Annotated in this window: 6 protein-coding genes; all 6 read left to right on the top strand. The window is 40.7% G+C overall.

Translation table 11 applies throughout. The annotated features are described in order from the left end of the window. Window position 1 precedes the first annotated feature (1 nt). The 6 genes from GNE10_RS04250 to GNE10_RS04225 all read left to right on the top strand — a co-directional run bounded on the left by GNE10_RS04250 (window position 2) and on the right by GNE10_RS04225 (window position 20,036). Window positions 2–1,072 (top strand): HAD family hydrolase, encoded by a 1,071-nt coding sequence (locus GNE10_RS04250; RefSeq protein WP_185563799.1) that lies wholly within the window; start codon window positions 2–4, stop codon window positions 1,070–1,072. Between the two features lie 38 nt (window positions 1,073–1,110). Continuing rightward, the gene (locus tag GNE10_RS04245) at window positions 1,111–10,119 is read left to right on the top strand and encodes a non-ribosomal peptide synthetase (RefSeq protein ID WP_185563798.1); all 9,009 of its coding nucleotides are present in this window, start codon (window positions 1,111–1,113) and stop codon (window positions 10,117–10,119) included. Between the two features lie 85 nt (window positions 10,120–10,204). After that, window positions 10,205–10,537: a cupin-like domain-containing protein gene (locus GNE10_RS36470; protein WP_185563797.1), complete on the top strand. Its 333-nt coding sequence runs from the start codon at window positions 10,205–10,207 to the stop codon at window positions 10,535–10,537. A 486-nt stretch (window positions 10,538–11,023) separates the two neighbouring features. Next, a complete protein-coding gene (locus tag GNE10_RS04235) occupies window positions 11,024–14,188 on the top strand; it encodes a non-ribosomal peptide synthetase (RefSeq protein ID WP_185563796.1) in 3,165 nt (1,054 codons plus the stop codon). Between the two features lie 22 nt (window positions 14,189–14,210). Further along, window positions 14,211–18,890 (top strand): type I polyketide synthase, encoded by a 4,680-nt coding sequence (locus GNE10_RS04230; protein ID WP_185563795.1) that lies wholly within the window; start codon window positions 14,211–14,213, stop codon window positions 18,888–18,890. A gap of 69 nt (window positions 18,891–18,959) precedes the next feature. Then, a complete protein-coding gene (locus GNE10_RS04225; RefSeq protein WP_185563794.1) occupies window positions 18,960–20,036 on the top strand; it encodes a carbamoyltransferase C-terminal domain-containing protein in 1,077 nt (358 codons plus the stop codon). Window positions 20,037–20,153: the final 117 nt, after the last annotated feature.

The raw sequence follows: 20,153 nt of genomic DNA, 5'->3' as shown, positions 1-20,153 counted from the left end.
TATGATTAGCATAAACACTCAAATCTCAAGCGATAAACAAGTCGATAAAAAAACTATCAAATGCGTAGTTTGGGATTTAGATAACACGCTTTGGGATGGTGTTTTGTTAGAGGGTGATTGTGTTTATCTGTTCCCCGATATAATCGATATTATCAAAACATTAGATAGTCGAGGTATTTTGCAGTCTATTGCCAGCAAAAATGACTATGCCAAAGCAATGGCAAAAATCCAGGAGTTTGGGCTACACGAATATTTTCTCTATCCCCAAATCAATTGGAATTCAAAATCGAGTTCTATTCAAGAAATTGCTAAGTCGCTCAATATTGGTATCGATGTATTTGCTTTTATCGATGACCAGTTATTTGAACTTGAAGAAGTCAATTTTTTCCTTCCGGAAGTACATTGTATTAATGTAACTGATTTACCGGATCTCTTAGATAAACCAGAAATGAATCCTCGTTTTATTACAGAAGATTCAAAGCTGAGAAGATTAATGTATATTAGTGATATTGAGCGAAATAATTCGGAAAAAGAATTTATTGGTACTCAAGACGAATTTTTAGCTACACTTAATATGATTTTTACTATCTCTGATGCTCAAGAAGATGATTTACAAAGAGCTGAAGAGTTAACATTAAGAACTAATCAATTAAATACAACTGGTTATACATATTCATATAACGAACTGAATCATTTCCGGCAATCCGATCGGCATAAAATACTAATTGCTAGTTTAGAAGATAAATATGGTAGTTATGGAAAAATTGGACTAGCTCTTATAGAATGTGCAGAGTCCGTATGGACTCTGAAGCTTTTGCTGATGTCTTGTCGGGTTATGTCGAGAGGTGTCGGCACAATTATGCTAAATCATATTATGACATTGGCTAAGAATAATAATGTTCGTTTGCGGGCTGAGTTTGTTTCAAATAATCGTAATCGAATGATGTATATATCTTATAAGTTTGCAGGTTTTCAAGAAATTGAAAAAAATGGAGATTTGGAGATTTTAGAAAACGATCTAACGCGAATACAGCCTATTCCTGAATATGTCAAGGTCAAAATTATGGATTAGAAGGTACTGCTAGTTATCGTAGTTTGATAGGGGGGATTATGGAAACAAGAAAAGATGAAATTTTAAAACGGCGATCGAAGCTTTCACTCGCTCAACAGGAACTTCTCACAAAGCGATTGCGCGGTGAAGTTAACTCTCGCTCTCAATTAAACGTTATTCCAAAACGCGCTCAAATAAGTCCTGCTCCCCTATCCTTTTCCCAACAACGCCTGTGGTTTCTTCAACAGTTAGATATCGACAATCCTTACTACAGCGAACTAGCGTGTGTACAGTTGTTAGGTGCGCTTAAAATGGATGCGTTAGAGCGAAGTCTCAATGAGATTGTGCAGCGCCATGAAGCGTTACGTACTACTTTTGAGATGCTTGAGGAAGAAGCAATTCAAATTATTCATCCTGCTGTAACTGTGACGCTGCCACTGGTGAATTTGCTCTCGATGTCAGAAGCAAAACGACAAGAACAAGTTGAGAGGTTAACAACAGAGATAGCTAAAAAACCTTTTGATTTAATGACTGGCCCGTTGCTGCGAGTTATGCTGCTACAAACAGGTGCCGAAGAATACTTGTTGCTATTCACGATCCACCACATTGCTGTTGATGGTTGGTCTATAGGAGTGCTGATTCGTGAATTAGCAAGACTGTATGAAGCCTTTTCCACTGGCAAAGCATCTCCCCTGGCTGATATCTCTATTCAATACGCAGACTTTGCTATTTGGCAGCGTCAGTGGTTACAAGGGGAATTACAAAAGACGCAACTTGATTATTGGAAGCAACAATTGGCAGATGTTTCAACTTTAGCTTTGCCCACAAATCGCCCACGACCAGCAGTCCAAAGCTTCCGAGGCGCAGTTGCTTCTTTTGAGTTATCAGCAAGCTTAACTGATATGCTCAGATCCCTGAGCAATCAGGAAGGAGTAACCTTGTTTATGACGCTACTAGGAGCATTTCAAGCTTTACTGTACCGTTATACAGGGCAAGAAGATATTTGCGTTGGCTCTCCAATTGCTAACCGCAATCAAAGCGAGATTCAAGGGCTAATTGGTTTTTTTGTCAATACCCTGGTGCTGCGGACTCATCTTTCTGGTAATCCAAGTTTTTTAGAATTGTTGAATAGAGTGCGCGAGGTATGCGTGGGTGCATACGCTCATGCAGATATACCTTTTGAGCAATTGGTGGAAGAACTTCATCCAGATAGAAATCTCAGTCAGATGCCCTTGTTTCAGGTAATGTTTGCTTGGCAAGAAGACACTCAAAAAGAACTGACACTACCTGGTTTGACTTTGAATTGGCTCCCGACGCACGGTCATACTGCTAAATTTGATTTAAGCCTGTACTTAGTCGATGGACAGCCAAAGTTGCGGGGATTTTTGGAATATAACACCGATTTGTTTGATGCTGAAACAGTTACTCGGATAGTAAAGCATTTTTGTAATTTGCTAGAAGGTATTGTTGCAAATCCACAAGCAAGATTATCTGACTTACCACTATTAACGGCTGAGGAGTTACATCAGCAGCTAGTGGAGTGGAATAACACTCAGGTTGAATATCCTCAACAACAATGTATTCATCAGTTGTTTGAAGCGCAAGTAGAACGCACACCTGATGCTGTAGCAGTAGTATTTGAGGATAAACAACTAACTTATTGCGAACTGAATGCTAGAGCAAATCAACTAGCGCACTATTTAAGAAAGCTAGGAGTGAAGCCAGAGATATTAGTTGGGATTTGTGTGGAGCGATCGTCAGAGATGTTGCCGGAGGCATCGCTCGATATGGTCATCGGACTATTGGCTATCCTCAAAGCCGGTGGTGCTTATGTACCCTTAGACCCTAATTATCCCAAAGAACGCTTGGCTTATATGTTGTTTGATACTCAACTACCAATTCTGCTAACTCAGCAGTACTTAGTTGAACAACTACCAGCACATAAAGCACATATAGTTTGCTTAGACACACATTGGGATCAGATTGCTCAAGAAAGCGAAACTAACCTGATAAATACTTCTACAGTTAATAATTTAGCTTATGTAATTTACACCTCTGGCTCCACAGGCAAACCCAAGGGGGTACTTGGTCTTCATCAAGGTGCTGTCAATCGGTTTCATTGGATGTGGAAATTTCATCCCTTCACTGAAGAAGAGGTTTGTTGTCAAAAGACATCCTTAAACTTTGTAGATTCAGTTTGGGAAATCTTTGGCCCTTTACTTCAGGGAATAACCACAGTAATTGTGCCAGAGAAAGTTGTCAAAGACCCACAACAATTTATAACTAGTCTTGCAAACAACAATGTAACCCGATTAGTACTTGTGCCTTCCTTATTACGTATATTATTAAATACATACAATCTTTTACAGTTGCAGCTACCCAAGTTAAAGTTATGGATTAGCAGTGGTGAAGCACTATCTACCGATCTCCTAGTACAATTTCGGCAGAGTTTGCCGGATAGTACCTTGTTAAACCTATATGGTTCATCGGAGGTATCTGCGGATGTTACTTGTGGCAAGATTACCCCACAGACACCCCAAACAACATCTGTTTTAATTGGTCGCCCAATTGCTAATACCCAGATACATATACTAGATACCAATAAGCAACCTGTTCCTCTAGGTGTACCTGGTGAAATATACGTAGGTGGCCACCAATTGGCACGAGGTTACTTAAACCGTCCTGATTTGACAGCAGAAAAATTTATCCCTCACCCTTTTAGTATTCAACACTCTGTACGTCTGTACAAAACAGGAGATTTAGCACGCTATCTACCAACTGGAGAAATTGAATACATTGGTCGCATTGACCACCAGTCTAAGATACGTGGTTTCCGCATTGAGTTGGGAGAAATTGAATTTGTCATTAACCAATATCCGCCAGTCCGAGAAAGCCTAACTGTAGTAGAGAAAAATTCTGTAGATTCTAAACGTTTAGTTGCTTATGTAGTTCCACAAAAAGAGCAAACACTAGTAATTTCAGAACTACGTAGCTTCCTGGAGTCAAAGTTGCCAAATTATATGATACCAGGGGCTTTTGTCATCCTTGAAGCACTACCGCTAACACCCAATGGCAAAGTTGACCGGAAAGCACTGCCAGCCCCAGAATTAACGCAGCTATCATCATCCAATCATGTTCCACCTACCACGCCAATAGAGAATTTATTAGCAGGAATTTGGGCAGAAATACTGGGACTTAACAAAATCAGTATTCATGAGAATTTCTTTGCTCTGGGAGGACATTCATTAATCGCCACTTGCGTAATATCCCAAATACGGCAAGTATTTCATATAGAACTGCCTTTGCGTTGTTTATTTGAAAAACCGACAATCGCAGGATTAGCCAAAGAAATTGAAATAGCCAGCCAAGCAAACTTAGGAATTGTAACAACAAAGATTGAGCCGATAGTGCGATCGCCACAATTACCCCTATCATTTGCTCAACAGAGGTTATGGTTCCTAGCGCAATTAGAGCCAGACAGTCCCTTCTACAACATCCCTGTTAATGTTCGCCTACAAGGAAAATTAAATTTTGAGGCACTACAACAAAGTTTCGACGAAATTCTGCGCCGTCATGAAGCATTGAGAACCAATTTCCAGACAGTTGAAGGGCAAGCAATAGCTGTTATCAAGGAAACCAAATCGCTTGTATTGCCTTTACTCGACCTGAGTGAATTAACTTCAGATCGGCTGGAATTTGCAGTCAAACAACAGGCTGTACAAGAAGCACAAACACCTTTTGATCTAACCAGTGACCTCTTATTGAGGGTAAAACTATTACGTTTAGATGCACAAGAACACATTGTACTAGTAACAATGCACCACATCGTCTCTGACGCTTGGTCAATTGGTGTACTAGTGCAAGAGTTGGCAAAACTTTATCCAGTCTTCTGTAATCAGCAACCCACACCCTTAACTGAACTACCAATACAATATGTAGACTTCGCCGCTTGGCAACGACAATGGCTGCAAGCAGAAGTATTACAATCGCAACTATCCTATTGGCGAAAACAGTTAGAAAATACACCCAAAGTATTAGAGTTACCCGCAGACTATCCCAGACCAGCAATTCAGACATTCCGGGGTGCAACTTACTCATTTGAGCTATCAGATGAACTCTCTGTAGCCCTGAATAAATTCAGTCATCAGCAGGGAAGTACCTTATTTATGACGCTGTTAGCAGCTTTCCAAACACTGCTATGGCGTTACACAGGGCAAGAAGATATCGTAGTTGGTTCACCCATTGCCAATCGTAACCGGGCAGAGATAGAAGGGTTAATTGGATTTTTTGTCAATACTTTGGTGTTGAGAACCAACTTAGCAGGAAATCCCAGCTTTGAGGAGCTACTCAAACGAGTGCGGGAAGTAGCATTAGGAGCATACACTCATCAAGATTTGCCGTTTGAATTGTTAGTTGAGCAACTGCAACCACAACGAGATTTAAGCCATACACCACTATTTCAAGTGATGTTTGTCCTTCAGAATGCACCAATTTCTACCTTAGAGTTGCCCGATCTGACCTTAACTTATTTACACAGCAATAGTGATAGTGCCAAGTTTGATTTGACCCTAAACATGATTGAAACAGAGTCGGGGTTAGTTGGCAGTTTAGAATATAATACTGATTTATTTGAGCAAAGCACGATTTGGCGACTGGTGGGTCATTTGCAAACGTTGCTTACAGGAATTGTTGCAAATCCACAGCAGCGGTTATCAGAGTTACCACTGTTGAGTGAATCTGAGCGGCATCAATTATTAGTGCAATGGAATGATACAGAAGTTGAGTATCCCCATCAGTTATGCACTCATCAATTATTTGAAGCGCAAGTAGAACGCACACCTGATGCTGTTGCAGTCGTATTTGGAGATAAACAGCTAACTTACCGCGAACTCAACACCAAAGCAAATCAATTAGGGCATTATTTGCGATCGCTAGGAGTAAAACCAGAAGTATTGGTGGGAATTTGTGTAGAGCGGTCGCTCTCTATGGTCATCGGACTATTGGCCATCCTCAAAGCCGGTGGTGCATACATCCCCTTAGACCCTAGTTATCCCCACGAGCGATTAGCATTTATACTCAAAGACGCCCAAGTGCCAGTACTCCTAACTCAAGCCTCCCTTGTGGAGGAAATGCCACAACACAAAGCTAAAGTTGTTTGTTTAGATAGAAATTGGCAGAAGAATACTTACGAGAAGCCATACCAACGAGACGAAGATGCTGCACGAGCGCCGAACGTACAACAGAGCAAGGAAAATTTATGCTCCGACTTAACTCCTGACAACGTAGTTTATGTCATCTATACTTCTGGTTCAACAGGTAAACCAAAAGGCGTACAAATTACCCACAGCGCTTTGAGCAACTTTTTGTACTCCATGAGGCAAAGACCAGGATTAACCCAAGAAGATACCTTACTAGCAGTCACAACATATTCCTTTGATATTGCGGCGTTAGAAATTTTTCTGCCAATCATAGTTGGTGGTCGTTTAGTAATCGCTAGTCGGGAAGTATCCTTAGACGGAACACAGTTGTCAGCTAAATTGAAAGACTCAAAAGCTACAGTCATGCAAGCCACACCTGCTACTTGGCAAATGCTTCTAACAGAAGGCTGGAGTGGCAATGAACAATTAAAAATTCTTTGTGGTGGAGAAGCTTTACCCGAATACCTAGCCAATCAATTATTGCATCGGTGTGCCTCTTTGTGGAATATGTACGGCCCCACAGAAACCACCATCTGGTCGGCAGCATCTCAGGTAGAAAGAGACAGCAAGGTTGTAGCAATTAGCCATCCGATTACGAATACGCAATTTTACATCCTCGACCAACACACTCAGTTAGTTCCTGTAGGTGTAGCAGGCGAATTGCATATCGGTGGAGATGGACTGGCACGAGGTTACTTAAACCGTCCTGATTTGACAGCAGAAAAATTTATCCCCAATCCCTTTAGCAAAAAAGCTGCACGTCTTTATAAAACTGGAGATTTAGCCCGCTATTTACCTAATGGAGAAATAGAGTACATTAGTCGCATTGACCACCAAGTAAAAGTCCGTGGTTTCCGCATTGAACTCTTAGAAATTGAAGCAGTAATTAACCAATATCCAGAGGTGCGAGAAAGTGTGGTTATGGCTCGAGAAGACTCCTCTGAAGGGAAGTCCTTGGTAGCTTATTTAGTGCAGAACCCAGAACATCAGGGATCGGACGAGGAGACGACGAAATTGCAAACTGAGCAAATTTCACAACGTCAAATATTACCGGGGCTACGCAACTTTTTAGAGTCGAAGTTGCCAAACTACATGGTGCCAAGTGCTTTTGTGATGCTAAAAGCGCTACCACTCACACCCAATGGCAAAGTTGACCGGAAAGCGCTACCTGCACCTGATACTAGTAGATCCCACCTAGAAAAAGTTTTTGTCGCACCTCAGAATCCATTTGAAGAAGTGGTAACTGGCATTTGGGTTCAAGTTCTGAATCGCGAACAAATAGGTATTTATGACAATTTCTTTGAGTTAGGCGGGCATTCATTGTTGGCGACACAAGTAATTTCTCGCATAAATAAAGCTTTCGAGATCGATCTATCGCTACATCGCTTATTTGAGTCTCCGACAGTGGTTGAATTAGCCAAAAGTATCCAGGAAGCGATGGAAGCAGAATTGGGACAACAGCCTCCCACCATTAGGCGCGTCTCTAGAGTCAAAAATCTGCCTCTTTCCTTCGCTCAAGCCAGACTATGGTTACTGGAGCAATTACAACCAGGCAACGCTATGTATAGCATACCAATTGCCGTGCGCTTAGTTGGTTTGTTGAATGTGGCTGCGCTGGAACAAGCTTTTGCTAAAATCGTATCTCGCCATGAAGCTTTACGCACTACCTTTCATCTGGTAAATGGACAACCCTTTCAGGTGATCGCTTCCAGCCTAAAAGTTAGACTACCAGTGGTGGATTTGCGGGAATTGCCAGAAGCACAAAGAGAAGCTCTTGTTCAACAACTAATCATAGAAGAATCGCAACGCTGCTTTGACTTAGTTCAAGGCCCATTACTAAGATGCACTCTCCTGCATATTCATGAACAAGAGTATATACTATTGTTCACCATCCACCATATTGTTTCAGATGGCTGGTCAATGGGCGTCTTTGTTCGGGAATTAGTAGCACTGTATGAAGCCTTCTCTGCTGGAAAATCCTCCCCGCTTCCAGAATTGGCTATTCAGTATGCAGACTTTGCAGCGTGGCAACGACAGTGGTTACAAGGTGATGTTTTAGAAACCCAACTCGCCTATTGGAAGAAGCAATTAAGTAATCTCCCTGTAATGAAATTGCCTACAACTCGTCCCCGTGCAGAAGTGAAAACTAATCTAGGTGACACTTCATCTTTTTTAATTCCCGCCAAAGAGTTCAAAGCACTTCAAGCACTCTCGCGTCAAGAGGGTGTCACTTTGTTCATGACTCTGCTGGCAGGTTTTCAAGTGTTGCTACAACGCTATACAAATCAGGATGACATCGTTGTAGGTACTGATGTCGCTAACCGTAACCAACCTGAGACTGAACCATTAATTGGTTTTTTTGTCAACCTACTTGTTTTACGCACTGATCTTGCTGGAAACCCCAGTTTTCGAGAGTTACTTAAACGAGTGCGCCAAGTTGCATTAGGAGCATACACTCATCAAGATTTGCCCTTCGATCAATTAGTGAAGGCATTGCAACCAGAGCGGAATTTGAGCAACACACCCTCACTATTTCAGGTGTTATTTGTCCTTCAGAATGCTCCGATGCCACCATTAGAATTGCCAGGACTGACATTAAGTTTATTGGAGGTTAAAAACGAAATAGCAAAGTTTGATTTAGCACTATTTCTGACAGAAACAGATCAAGGTATCGTCGGAAACTGGCAATACAATGCTGACCTTTTTGAAACCAGCATCATAACTCGCATGACAGATCATTTCAAGACATTACTCAATAGCATTATCTCCGAACCTGATGCCCGAATCAACAGTCTAGAAATGCTGACCGAAGCTGAAAACAAGCAACAAACTATGCAAAAACAAGAGCGGAAAGCTTTCAATCGAGAAAAATTTATTAGTATTGCTCCCAAGGCTGTCACCCTATCACCAGAAAAATTAATTAAGACATCCTATCTGCAAACTGGGCAAACATTTCCTCTAGTAATTCAGCCTGATACTGACGAGATTGATTTGGGAGATTGGGCTAAAACGAATCGGAAATTTATAGAGACAGAATTGTTAAAACACGGAGCTATTCTATTTAGAAATTTTCATGTAAATTCCGTTTCGGTATTTGAAAGCGTTGCTCAAGGGATTTGTCCAGAATTATTTAGTGAATATGGCGATTTACCTCGTGCTGTAGAAGGGAGTAAAGTTTATGGTTCCACTCCTTATCCAGCCGATAAAGCTATCCTCTTCCATAATGAAAGTTCTCACTTACATTGCTGGCCTTTAAAAATTTGGTTCTTCTGTGTACAACCAGCACAACAAGGTGGAGAAACGCCGATTATCGACTGTCGCCAAGCTTACCAAATACTCAATCCTCAGTTGCGAGAACGATTAGCTGAAAAACAATTAATGTACGTCCGCAACTACACCGATGATTTAGATGTAAGCTGGCAAGACTTTTTCCATACCAATGATAAATCTGTAGTAGAAAATTACTGTCGTCAGGCTAGGGTGACTTGTGAATGGTATGATAATAAGAGTTTAATAACTCGCCAAATTCGTCCAGCGATCGCGGTACATCCGAAAACAAGTGACAGAGTATTTTTCAATCAAATCCAGTTACATCACATCGCCTATTTGGATGTAGAAGTTCGAGAATCTTTGTTGTCTTTATTTGGAGAACAGAGGCTACCACGTAATGTTTATTATGGTGATGGAACTTCTATAGAAGACTCAGTTATTGCAGAAATTAATGAAGTTTATCATCAGGCAGAAACTAGCTTTTCTTGGCAGCAAGGAGATATTTTGATGCTAGATAATATGCTGGCTGCACACGGACGTTATCCTTATGTAGGACAACGCAAGATTGTAGTGGCGATGGGGGAAATGATTTGTAGTTGAAGATAGTGAAGAAACTATACTAGCGAAGTAAAATATTATCTCTTCAACCACAAATTATAAAATCACTAATTAATTGCATTTGATTATGACTATACAATCATCTTTTTTCTTCCCCAATATTATGGAACTTATTTTTGCCCTAATTACGTTAACTGCTGTCATAAGTTTAGTCATGTACCTCACGTGGCGCAAGAAAAAAAGTAAGTTGATATGGACGCCTATTTCTTCTATTGATCGTCGCTGCAACCTCTCTTATGATGAGTTCGTTCGAGAATATGCATCTGTTGGAAAGCCTGTGATTATCACTGACGCGATGAAAGACTGGAAAGCTTCAACCAAGTGGACTATGGATTTCTTCAGGACAGAGTACGGATCATCTGTGGGTCAAGTGATGGATTGCGAGTTATATTCAAGATAGTCCAAAAGTTGGTTATCTGATACCATTAATGATAAAATTTCCCTGGTTAGGCAATGCTCTATTTGCTATTGGTTTTCTCTAATATGGTTGTAAATATTTGTTAAAATCACTTTTGTTTGTGATAAAATTTTCTCCTAAACTGACTTTTCAGCAAATAATACGAAATCAAGACATATTGAAATTGATCCAATTTCATATTTATTAGTAATTCTTATTTAAGAATATCAGCTAATTCAAAAGAATAAATTGATTTTTAGAAATTATTTAATGAGGCAATAGAATACTTTTTTGAAAATTCTTGCTTACTAAATATGCGAATAGAAACTTGCCAACTTCAATAGCTATTTTACTAAATATAAACTGAACAAAATAGATTATTCTTAGCAATAGCAAAAAGTTAATACATATATGTTTAGATTAAGATGGTACAACGACAGATAAAATGATTTGTATTTGAAGATAGTGAACATATTATAAATAAAGTCTATGCCTACTAAAACTGTTAGCGGATTTCAGCTTTCCCCTTTACAAAAGCGTCTTTGGTTATTACAGCAATATAATTCAACTTATTGTACTCAATGTGCTATTTTCCTTGAAGGCAATCTCAACCCAGAGGTTTTAAAAGCCGCTTTACAACAAGTCATCAATCGACATGGAATTCTTCGGACAAGTTTTCGTCGCTTGTCAGGTATCAAAATTCCAGTCATGGTTATAGCAGATAGTAGTGTTCTGGTATGGCACGAAATCAATCTGAGTGATTGTGAACCACAGGAACAAGAAGCTAAATTTGAAGCTATTTTTCAACAACAGAGACGCCAAAATTTCGACTTTGAGCAAGATCCGCTCTTGTCTGCATCTCTACTAACGCTGTCACTGCACAAATATATTTTAATAATCAGTTTACCTTCCCTTTGTGCTGATACCTGGACACTCAAAAACTTAGTAGCTGAAATCAGCTATTCATACTCTGCTTGCTTACAAAGTGAAATAGTATCAGAAGAAGTTGTACAATACCTCCAATTCTCAGAATGGCAAAATCAATTGCTCGAAGATGAGAATGCGGAAATAGCTCATAAATATTGGCAAGAGCAAAAGTTGCCTTCCCAAACTATATTAAGACTGCCTTTTGAAAGCCAAGCTGCAAAACAAACAGAATTCCAGCTTGACTCTTTTCGATTGACGATCGCACCTGATGTCACAGCAAAGGCTGCAACCCTAGCTAGAAAGCATAATACTTCAACGGTTGTAGTTCTACTAGCCTGTTGGCAAACCCTAATTTGGCGGCTCATTGGAGAGTCAGAAATTATCATCGGTATGGCTAGCGATCGCAGGGAGTATGAAGAACTCCATGAAGTACTGGGACTGATTGCCACCTGGATTCCCATTAAAAGTCAACTCACACCAGACTTATGCTTCCAAGAAGTCTTAAAACTTAACGAAAACACCCTAACTAATAACACAGAATGGCAAGATTATTACACTCCTGAATCTGTAGGGAATGAAAACAATTTAGTATTTCCTATTGGTTTTGAGTTTGAGCAACTACCAGAAAAACATTTTGCGAATAGTGTGTCATTTTCGCTAGAAAAATACTATAGCTGTATTGAGCCATTTAAAGTTAAACTCACTTGTACTCAGCATGGTGAAACTTTAAATGCAGAATTTTACTATGATGTCAATTATTTTTCACCTGATAGTATTCAACGTTTAGCTGGACATTTTCAAACTTTATTAAATCATGCTACGAACAATCCAGATAAAAAAATTAGTCAATTAGATATAATCAGTAAAAGCGATCGCCAACAATTACTAGTTGAGTTTAATCAAACGCAGATTGATTATCCAAAAGACAAATGTATACATCAGATTTTTGAAGAACAAGTAGAAAAAACACCTAACAACATTGCCCTTGTCTTTGAAGACCAGCAACTAACATACGCAGAGCTGAACCGCAAAGCTAATCAACTAGCTCGTTACTTGCAAACATTGGGAGTCAAGCCGGAAGTTATAGTTGGGCTGTGTGTAGAGCGATCGCTCGAAATGATTATTGGACTTTTGGGCATCCTCAAGGCTGGTGGAGCATATTTACCACTAGATCCAACATTACCAAAGGAAAGTCTTGATTTCCGGTTGCAGGATGCTCAAGCGTCATTGGTGATTAATTTAGATACTGATTGGAACATCATTTCTCAGTACGACGATGATAATCCCAGCAGTGAGGTAACGACTGAAAATTTAGTCTATGTAGTATTTACCTCTGGTTCCACTGGCAAACCAAAGGGAGTAGCCATTGAACACCAGCAACTAGTTAATTACCTCAATAGCATCACAGAAAGATTAAATCTACCCACAGCAGCTAATTTCGCTAGTGTTTCTACCTTAGCCGCAGACTTGGGTAACACCGTTATCTTTCCTTCTCTTTGTACAGGTGGCACTCTGCATATCATATCCTCCCAGCGAGTTGCTGACTCAGCAGCCTTAGCTGAATACAACCGCCAACATTCCATCGAGTGTCTGAAAATTGTCCCCTCCCACCTTGCCAGTCTCCTAGCATCCGCTCCATCCCAGTCCATTCTGCCTCACCAAAGACTGATCCTGGGAGGTGAAGTTGCAACTTGGGATTTAATCGAGCAGATTCAGCAGCAAGCACCAGATTGCTTAATCTTCAATCACTACGGCCCAACAGAAGCTACCGTAGGTGTTACTACCTTCGCCGTTCAGAATAACCAAGCTAGTCATAATTCAAAAACAGTTCCACTAGGTCGTCCACTGGGGAATATACAGATTTATCTGTTAGATCAGCAGCTGCAACCCGTACCCATTGGTGTGCCAGGTGAATTGTATATCGGTGGAGCCTCTTTAGTTCGGGGTTATTTAAATCGGCCCGAACTAACCGCAGAGAGATTTATAGCCAACACCTTTGGAAATTCAAAATGCGATCGCCTTTACAAAACTGGTGATTTAGCACGTTACCTACCTGATGGCAACATTGAATTTATCGGACGGCTAGATAATCAGGTAAAAATCCGGGGCTTTCGGATTGAACTCTCCGAGATTGAGACGGTGCTGTGTCAGCATCCAGAAGTACAACAAGCTGTGGTTTTGCTGCGAGAAGACAAGCGGTTGATTGCCTATATTATTCCTAAGCAAAAACAGACACCCAGTGTTAGTAATATGCACAGGTTTGTGAGAGAAAAACTGCCGGAATATATGATGCCCTCGGCTTTCGTGATTCTCAAAGTGCTGCCACTAATGCCAAATGGCAAGGTGAACCGCAGTGCCTTACCAGAACCAGATGGTTATCGCCCAGAATTAGAAGCAACTTATCAGCCACCTCAAACAGAGATTGAAGAAGCGATCACTATTATCTGGCAAGAGGCGCTGAATGTGCAAAAAGTTGGTATTAATGATAACTTCTTTGAACTCGGTGGACATTCATTACTCATTGTGCAAATTCATAGCAAACTGAGACAACTTTTTAATCAAGATTTATCCATAACTGATTTATTTGAACATCCTACTATCAGTTCTTTAGTAAAGTTCTTGAATCCAGAAAAAAGTGAAGAATCTTCTTTAGAAGAAAGCCATAACAGAGCTAAAAGTCGGATGAATGAAAGACAACTAAGAACACAGTTTCGGCAAAAACTTTAAATTAAAAAATCTGGAGTGAAAAATGAAAAACAATTTAGAGGCTTCAGAAATTTTTAATGAGATAGCCATTGTAGGTATAAATGGGCGTTTCCCAAAAGCCAAAAATCTTGATGAGTTTTGGCAAAATTTACAGAATGGGGTGGAATCAATTTCGGTTTTTTCAGATATAGAACTGGAGTCTGCGGGTGTAGACAAAAGTACCCTAAATAACCCTAACTATGTTAAAGCAAACGCTGAACTGGAAGACGTAGAATTATTTGATGCTTCCTTCTTTAATTATTCTCCCAGAGCGGCAGAACTCATCGATCCGCAGCAACGGCTTTTCTTAGAAGTTGCCTGGGAGGCGCTCGAAAGTGCTGGCTACAATTCTGAAACCTATGAAGGTAGAATTAGTGTTTATGGTGGAGCCAGCGTTAGCAGTTACTTTTTATTCAATATTTTTTCTAACCCTGAATTAATAAAACTTGTTGGTTTTGATGAAATTAGACATAGTAATCGCCCAGATAACCTAGCTACACGAGTCGCCTATAAATTAAATCTAAATGGTTCAGCAATCACTGTCCAAACTGGTTGTTCTACTTCATTAGTCGCTGTACATTTAGCCTGTCAAAGTTTGCTAGATCGTGAATGCGATCTGGCCTTAGCGGGTGGAGTTTGCATATTTGGATCAGAAAAAGCTGGCTATTTTTATCAAGAAGGGGGAATTTTGTCTCCCGATGGACATTGCCGTGCCTTTGATGCCAAGGCAAAGGGAACTGTCAGCGGCGAAGGTGTAGGTATTGTAGTCTTAAAGCGATTAGAGGATGCGATCGCTGATGGAGATTTTATTCACGCTATTATTAAGGCTTCAGCTATTAATAATGATGGTTCTAAAAAAGTTGGCTACACAGCTCCCAGCGTCGATGGTCAAGCTCAGGTAATTGCCGAGGCTCTTGCCGTAGCGAGGGTGAAATCCGACATGATTAGTTATGTAGAAGCTCATGGAACCGGAACTGCTCTCGGAGATCCCATTGAAATTGCAGCGCTAACCAAATCTTTTCGTGCTACCACTGACAAAAAAGGTTTCTGCGCTATTGGTTCGGTAAAGACAAACATTGGACACTTAGATACTGCGGCTGGGATTGCGGGTTTAATCAAGACAGTTCTGGCGCTCAAACACCAGCAAATACCACCCAGTTTGCACTTTCAGCAGCCCAATCCGCAGATAGATTTCATCAACAGCCCATTCTATATTAATAACAAGCTTTCAGAATGGAAATCGAACGGACAACCTCGACGCGCTGGGGTTAGTTCTTTTGGAATTGGTGGCACTAATGCCCATGTAATACTTGAAGAAGCCCCAATTCTGGAACCATCTAGCCCTGGACGCTCACAGAATTTATTGGTAATCTCAGCCAAAACTAGCTTTGCACTGGAAACTGCCACAACAAACTTAGTTAACCACTTAAAGCAGCATCCTCAACTCAACTTGGCAGATGTCGCTTACACCCTTGGGGTGGGTCGTCAAGCCTTTGAACATCGCCGAATCGTAGTTTGCCAAGACATTGACGATGCAGTGAAAGTTTTAGAAATCCAAGAGCCACAAAGGGTCTTCAGCCACTTCACCGAACCCAGTGAGCGACAAGTTATATTTATGTTTCCTGGTCAAGGTGCCCAGTATGTGGAGATGGGTAAAGAACTCTACCAAAATGAGCCAATTTTCCGAAAACAGGTTGATTATTGTGCAGAATTACTCAAATTCTCCATTGGGATAGACCTACGCAATATTCTATATCCCAGCAAAGAGCAAGCAACAGCAGCAGTGGAGCAGCTGACGCAGACTTATATTACCCAACCAGCCCTATTTGTCATTGAGTATGCCCTAGCTCAGTTGTGGATGTCATGGGGATTGCATCCTGAAGCCATGATTGGTCATAGCATTGGCGAGTATGTAGCAGCTTGTCTTGCTGGCGTATTCTCTCTAGAAGATGCATTGGCGCTGGTAGCTGCGCGAGGAAAACTAATGCAGCAGATGCCCTCTGGGGATATGTTAGTAGTGCCTCAATCTGAGAAAGAAGTGCAATCTTGGCTAGGCGAAGAACTTTCCCTAGCTGCAATTAACGGGCCATCATTGTGCGTAGTTTCGGGATCAAAATTGGCAATTGATCAGTTGCACAACAAATTAACTAAGCAAGGGATTAATTGTCGACGTCTGCATACTTCTGGTGCTTTTCATTCCCAGATGATGAACCCAATCATCGAGCCGTTCATGGTACTGGTGCAAAAAATCAACCTAAAAGTTCCCCAAATTCCTTTTATTTCCAACGTCACTGGTACATGGATTACTGCCGCAGAAGCAACTGATCCCAGCTATTGGGCAAAGCATCTACGGCAGACTGTGCGCTTTGCTGAGGGAATTACTGAGTTGCTGCAACAGCCAAAGCGAATCCTGCTGGAAGTTGGCCCAGGGCGGACATTAAGTACTTTAGTTAGACAGCATTCAGAACAACCTGCTCAACCGATTGTGTTTTCTTCCTTGCGCCATCCCCAAGAACAACAGTCGGATGTTGCCTTTTTGCTCAACATACTGGGTAAACTCTGGCTTGCTGGGTTAAAAATAGATTGGTCTGGCTTTTATGCGACTGAACGTCGTCACCGCATCCCCTTACCAACGTACCCATTTGAGCGGCAAAGATACTGGGTTGAACCACAATCATCAAACGCCCTTGTGACTACGCCCCAAAAAGCGTTACACAAAAAGCCAAATATTGCTGAGTGGTTCTATATTCCAGTTTGGAAACAGTCCAGACTATTTGAATCTGTTGAAAATACAGAACTGTCAAAACAGAAATTGTGCTGGTTAGTCTTTGTAGATAAATGTGAAGTGGGTTCACTCTTCGTAAAACGTCTCCAACAGCAAGGGCAAGACGTAATTACTGTCAGCTTAGGAGAGCAGTTTACCAAACTGTGCGAGTGTCCTACAGACAGGCTTCGCCAACGCGCTTATTGCATCAACCCTCAACAAAAAGATGACTATGAAGCCTTGTTCCAAGTTCTTCGTAGCCAAGATTTGATGCCACAAATGATTGCTCATTTATGGGGAATTACGCCAAACAATCAGACATCTTCAGGAATTGAATCGTTGGCAACAAGTCAGGCTGTTGGCTTTTACAGCTTACTTTTTCTGAGTCAAGCACTTGGACAACAAAGTATTACAGATGCCCTGCAAATCCTAGTTGTGACTAACAACATACACGATGTGACTGGTGAGGAAAACCCATGCCCTGAAAAGGCAACAGTACTAGGGCCGTGCAAAGTAATCCCCCAAGAATATCCGAATATTACTTGCCGCAACATTGATATTGTGATTCCTGAATCTGTAATATCGCAACAGGAGAAATTGATCGATCAACTAATAGCAGAATTTACAACCAAACCAACTGACTCAGTAGTTGCTTACCGTAAGCATCATCGCTGGATTCAAACATTTGAACCAGTCTCCTTAGAAGAGGCTAGCCCAGAGAAAGCCCGATTACAGCAAGGGGGAGTCTACCTAATTACAGGTGGCTTGGGAGGTATTGGTTTGACACTAGCAGAATATCTGGCCAAGACAGTGCAAGCTAAATTAGTGTTGATATCACGTTCTGGTCTTCCGAAAGCAGATGAGTGGGAAAAATGGCTCATAACTCATGATGAGCAAGACCCTGTAAGCAAGAAAATCAGAGCAGTGCAGGTGTTAGAAGGGTTAGGTGCTGAGGTTTTAGTAGAGAGGGCAGATGTCGCTAACCTTGAACAAATGCAGTTAGCGATCGCATCAGTAACTAAGCGCTTTGGTAAAATTCATGGTGTCATCCATGCCGCCGGAATTGCTGGGGGAGGCATTATGCAACTAAAAACGCCCCAAGTAGCGGCAAGTGTTTTAGCTCCCAAAGTCCAAGGAACATTAGTCCTTGACAGCATCTTCAAGGACGTTGAATTAGATTTTCTGATCCTTTGTTCTGCCTTAAGTTCAGGCTCAATTCTCGGTAGATTTGGGCAGGTAGACTATTGTGCTGCTAATGCTTTTCTTGATGCCTTTGCTCACTGCAATACCTCCACGCGTACTACGTTCACCCAATCTATTAACTGGGGTGCTTGGCAAGAGGTCGGAATGGCAGTAAATACAGCAGTGGTGAACGAAGAACTAAAGAAAGAACGTGAAGAATACCTTAAAGAAGGAATACCACCTCAAGAAGGTGTTGATGCATTTAGCCGCATTCTCCAAAGTAGACTACCTCAAGTTGTTGTATCGACGCGAGATATCCAGGCTCAAATTCAGCAGAGTAATTCTTTCAAGTTTCTAGAAGAGGAATTAGCATCAACAATTCTGCCTCAAGTACTCCATTCCCGCCCCAATTTGGGAAATGATTACATCCCTGCTCGGAACAAGGTAGAGCAAATAGTCACTAACATCTGGCAACAAATCCTTGGTATTCAACAAGTAGGTATTCATGACAACTTTTTTGAGTTGGGAGGAAATTCTCTAATTAGTGTTCAGATTATTTCTAAGTTAAAAGAAGAATTAAATATTGAGATTCCTATCGTCAGTATTTACGAAAGACCAACTATAAATTCTCTTACCGAAATTCTCAGTTCTGATTCCAACGAAATCAATCATTTTGAGCAAAATAAGTCTCGTGGAGAAAAACGCCGACAAAAAAAATCACAGCAACAGCGTCATTAAAAAAATCAAAAAGACAATTTCCCTTAACTAAGTTAGTTCGAGATTCTGTCAAATATAGAGGTAGTAAAAATGCTAGTTTTAGGGATTTCTGGAGGGCTGGAACTTGTTCACGAGAATATATACGGATTTGAAACCAGTGGTCATGACTCAGCATGTGTTTTAATAAAAGATGGAAAAGTTGTTTTTGCAATAGAGGAAGAAAGACTTAATAGAATAAAACATACGAACAAGTTTCCGACCCAATCATTACATTTTTGCTTGAAAAAACATGGCATCAAACTACAAGACATTGACTTGATTGCCTATTACTTTGCAAAACATAACTTTGATTTACTTGTCGTGGCATGGGTTCAAGGTCGCTCAGAGTTTGGGCCAAGAGCTTTAGGTAATAGAAGTATTCTTGCAGATCCTCGTCCGGAAGAAAATAAAGAACGTATCAACAAAATGATTAAAAAGCGTGAAGGCTACAGACCTTTCGCACCATCTGTTTTAGAAGAGGAAGTAGATGAATTCTTTGAAGTTCCGCCTCATCAAAAACAATTTCCATTCATGGTATTCGTGGTTAATGTTAGAGAAGAAAAACGTAAACTTCTGGGAGCAGTGACCCATATTGATGGAACAGCAAGAATACAAACTGTATCACGGGAAACAAACGAAAAATATTATGACTTAATTCAGTCGTTTAAAAAGTTTGTAGGCGTTCCGGTTTTGCTTAACACATCGTTTAATAACAACGTTGAACCAATTGTAGATTCTGTTCAAGATGCAGTAGTTTGTTTTTTAACTACCGAACTAGATTACCTTGTTGTAGGAGAGTATCTGGTTAAAAAAAAGGAGGTATCTTGGAAGAACTATCTGTCTCTTAAAATTTCACTTCCCCCCCCCCATATTTCGTTGCATCAGGTTAAGAAGCTTGATTCAGATAGAAAATTCAATAATTTCTTCTGTATCGGCAATAGCTATGATAGAAATTTTCAACTAGGAATATCATCTAAAGTCTTTCGTATTTTGATGTTAGCAAACAGTGAGAAGACAGTAGAAAGCCTCCTCCAGGAAGATGGCGAGACTGACGAAAGAAAAGCTCAAGGAATCCTTGAGGAGATTATGGAATTATGGTCGCAGCGTTTGATTCTGCTGTGTCCATAAACCTCATCCAAACAATGTAAGAATTCATTAAGTTAAACGCTTTTCTCTTATTCGATTTTTGTTTATCCTCCACGGTGTATTTTACCTACAGGTAAGCGTACTTTTTTTGCTCTATTT

Source organism: Nostoc sp. 2RC (assembly GCF_014222165.1).
Lineage (GTDB): Bacteria > Cyanobacteriota > Cyanobacteriia > Cyanobacteriales > Nostocaceae > Nostoc > Nostoc linckia.
This window is presented reverse-complemented; position numbering and strand designations above follow the sequence as displayed.

Coding starts and splice junctions, on each gene's coding strand:
- GNE10_RS04250 (WP_185563799.1), top strand. CDS start 2: ATGATTAGCATAAACACTCAAATCTCAAGCGATAAACAAGTCGATAAA.
- GNE10_RS04245 (WP_185563798.1), top strand. CDS start 1,111: ATGGAAACAAGAAAAGATGAAATTTTAAAACGGCGATCGAAGCTTTCA.
- GNE10_RS36470 (WP_185563797.1), top strand. CDS start 10,205: ATGACTATACAATCATCTTTTTTCTTCCCCAATATTATGGAACTTATT.
- GNE10_RS04235 (WP_185563796.1), top strand. CDS start 11,024: ATGCCTACTAAAACTGTTAGCGGATTTCAGCTTTCCCCTTTACAAAAG.
- GNE10_RS04230 (WP_185563795.1), top strand. CDS start 14,211: ATGAAAAACAATTTAGAGGCTTCAGAAATTTTTAATGAGATAGCCATT.
- GNE10_RS04225 (WP_185563794.1), top strand. CDS start 18,960: ATGCTAGTTTTAGGGATTTCTGGAGGGCTGGAACTTGTTCACGAGAAT.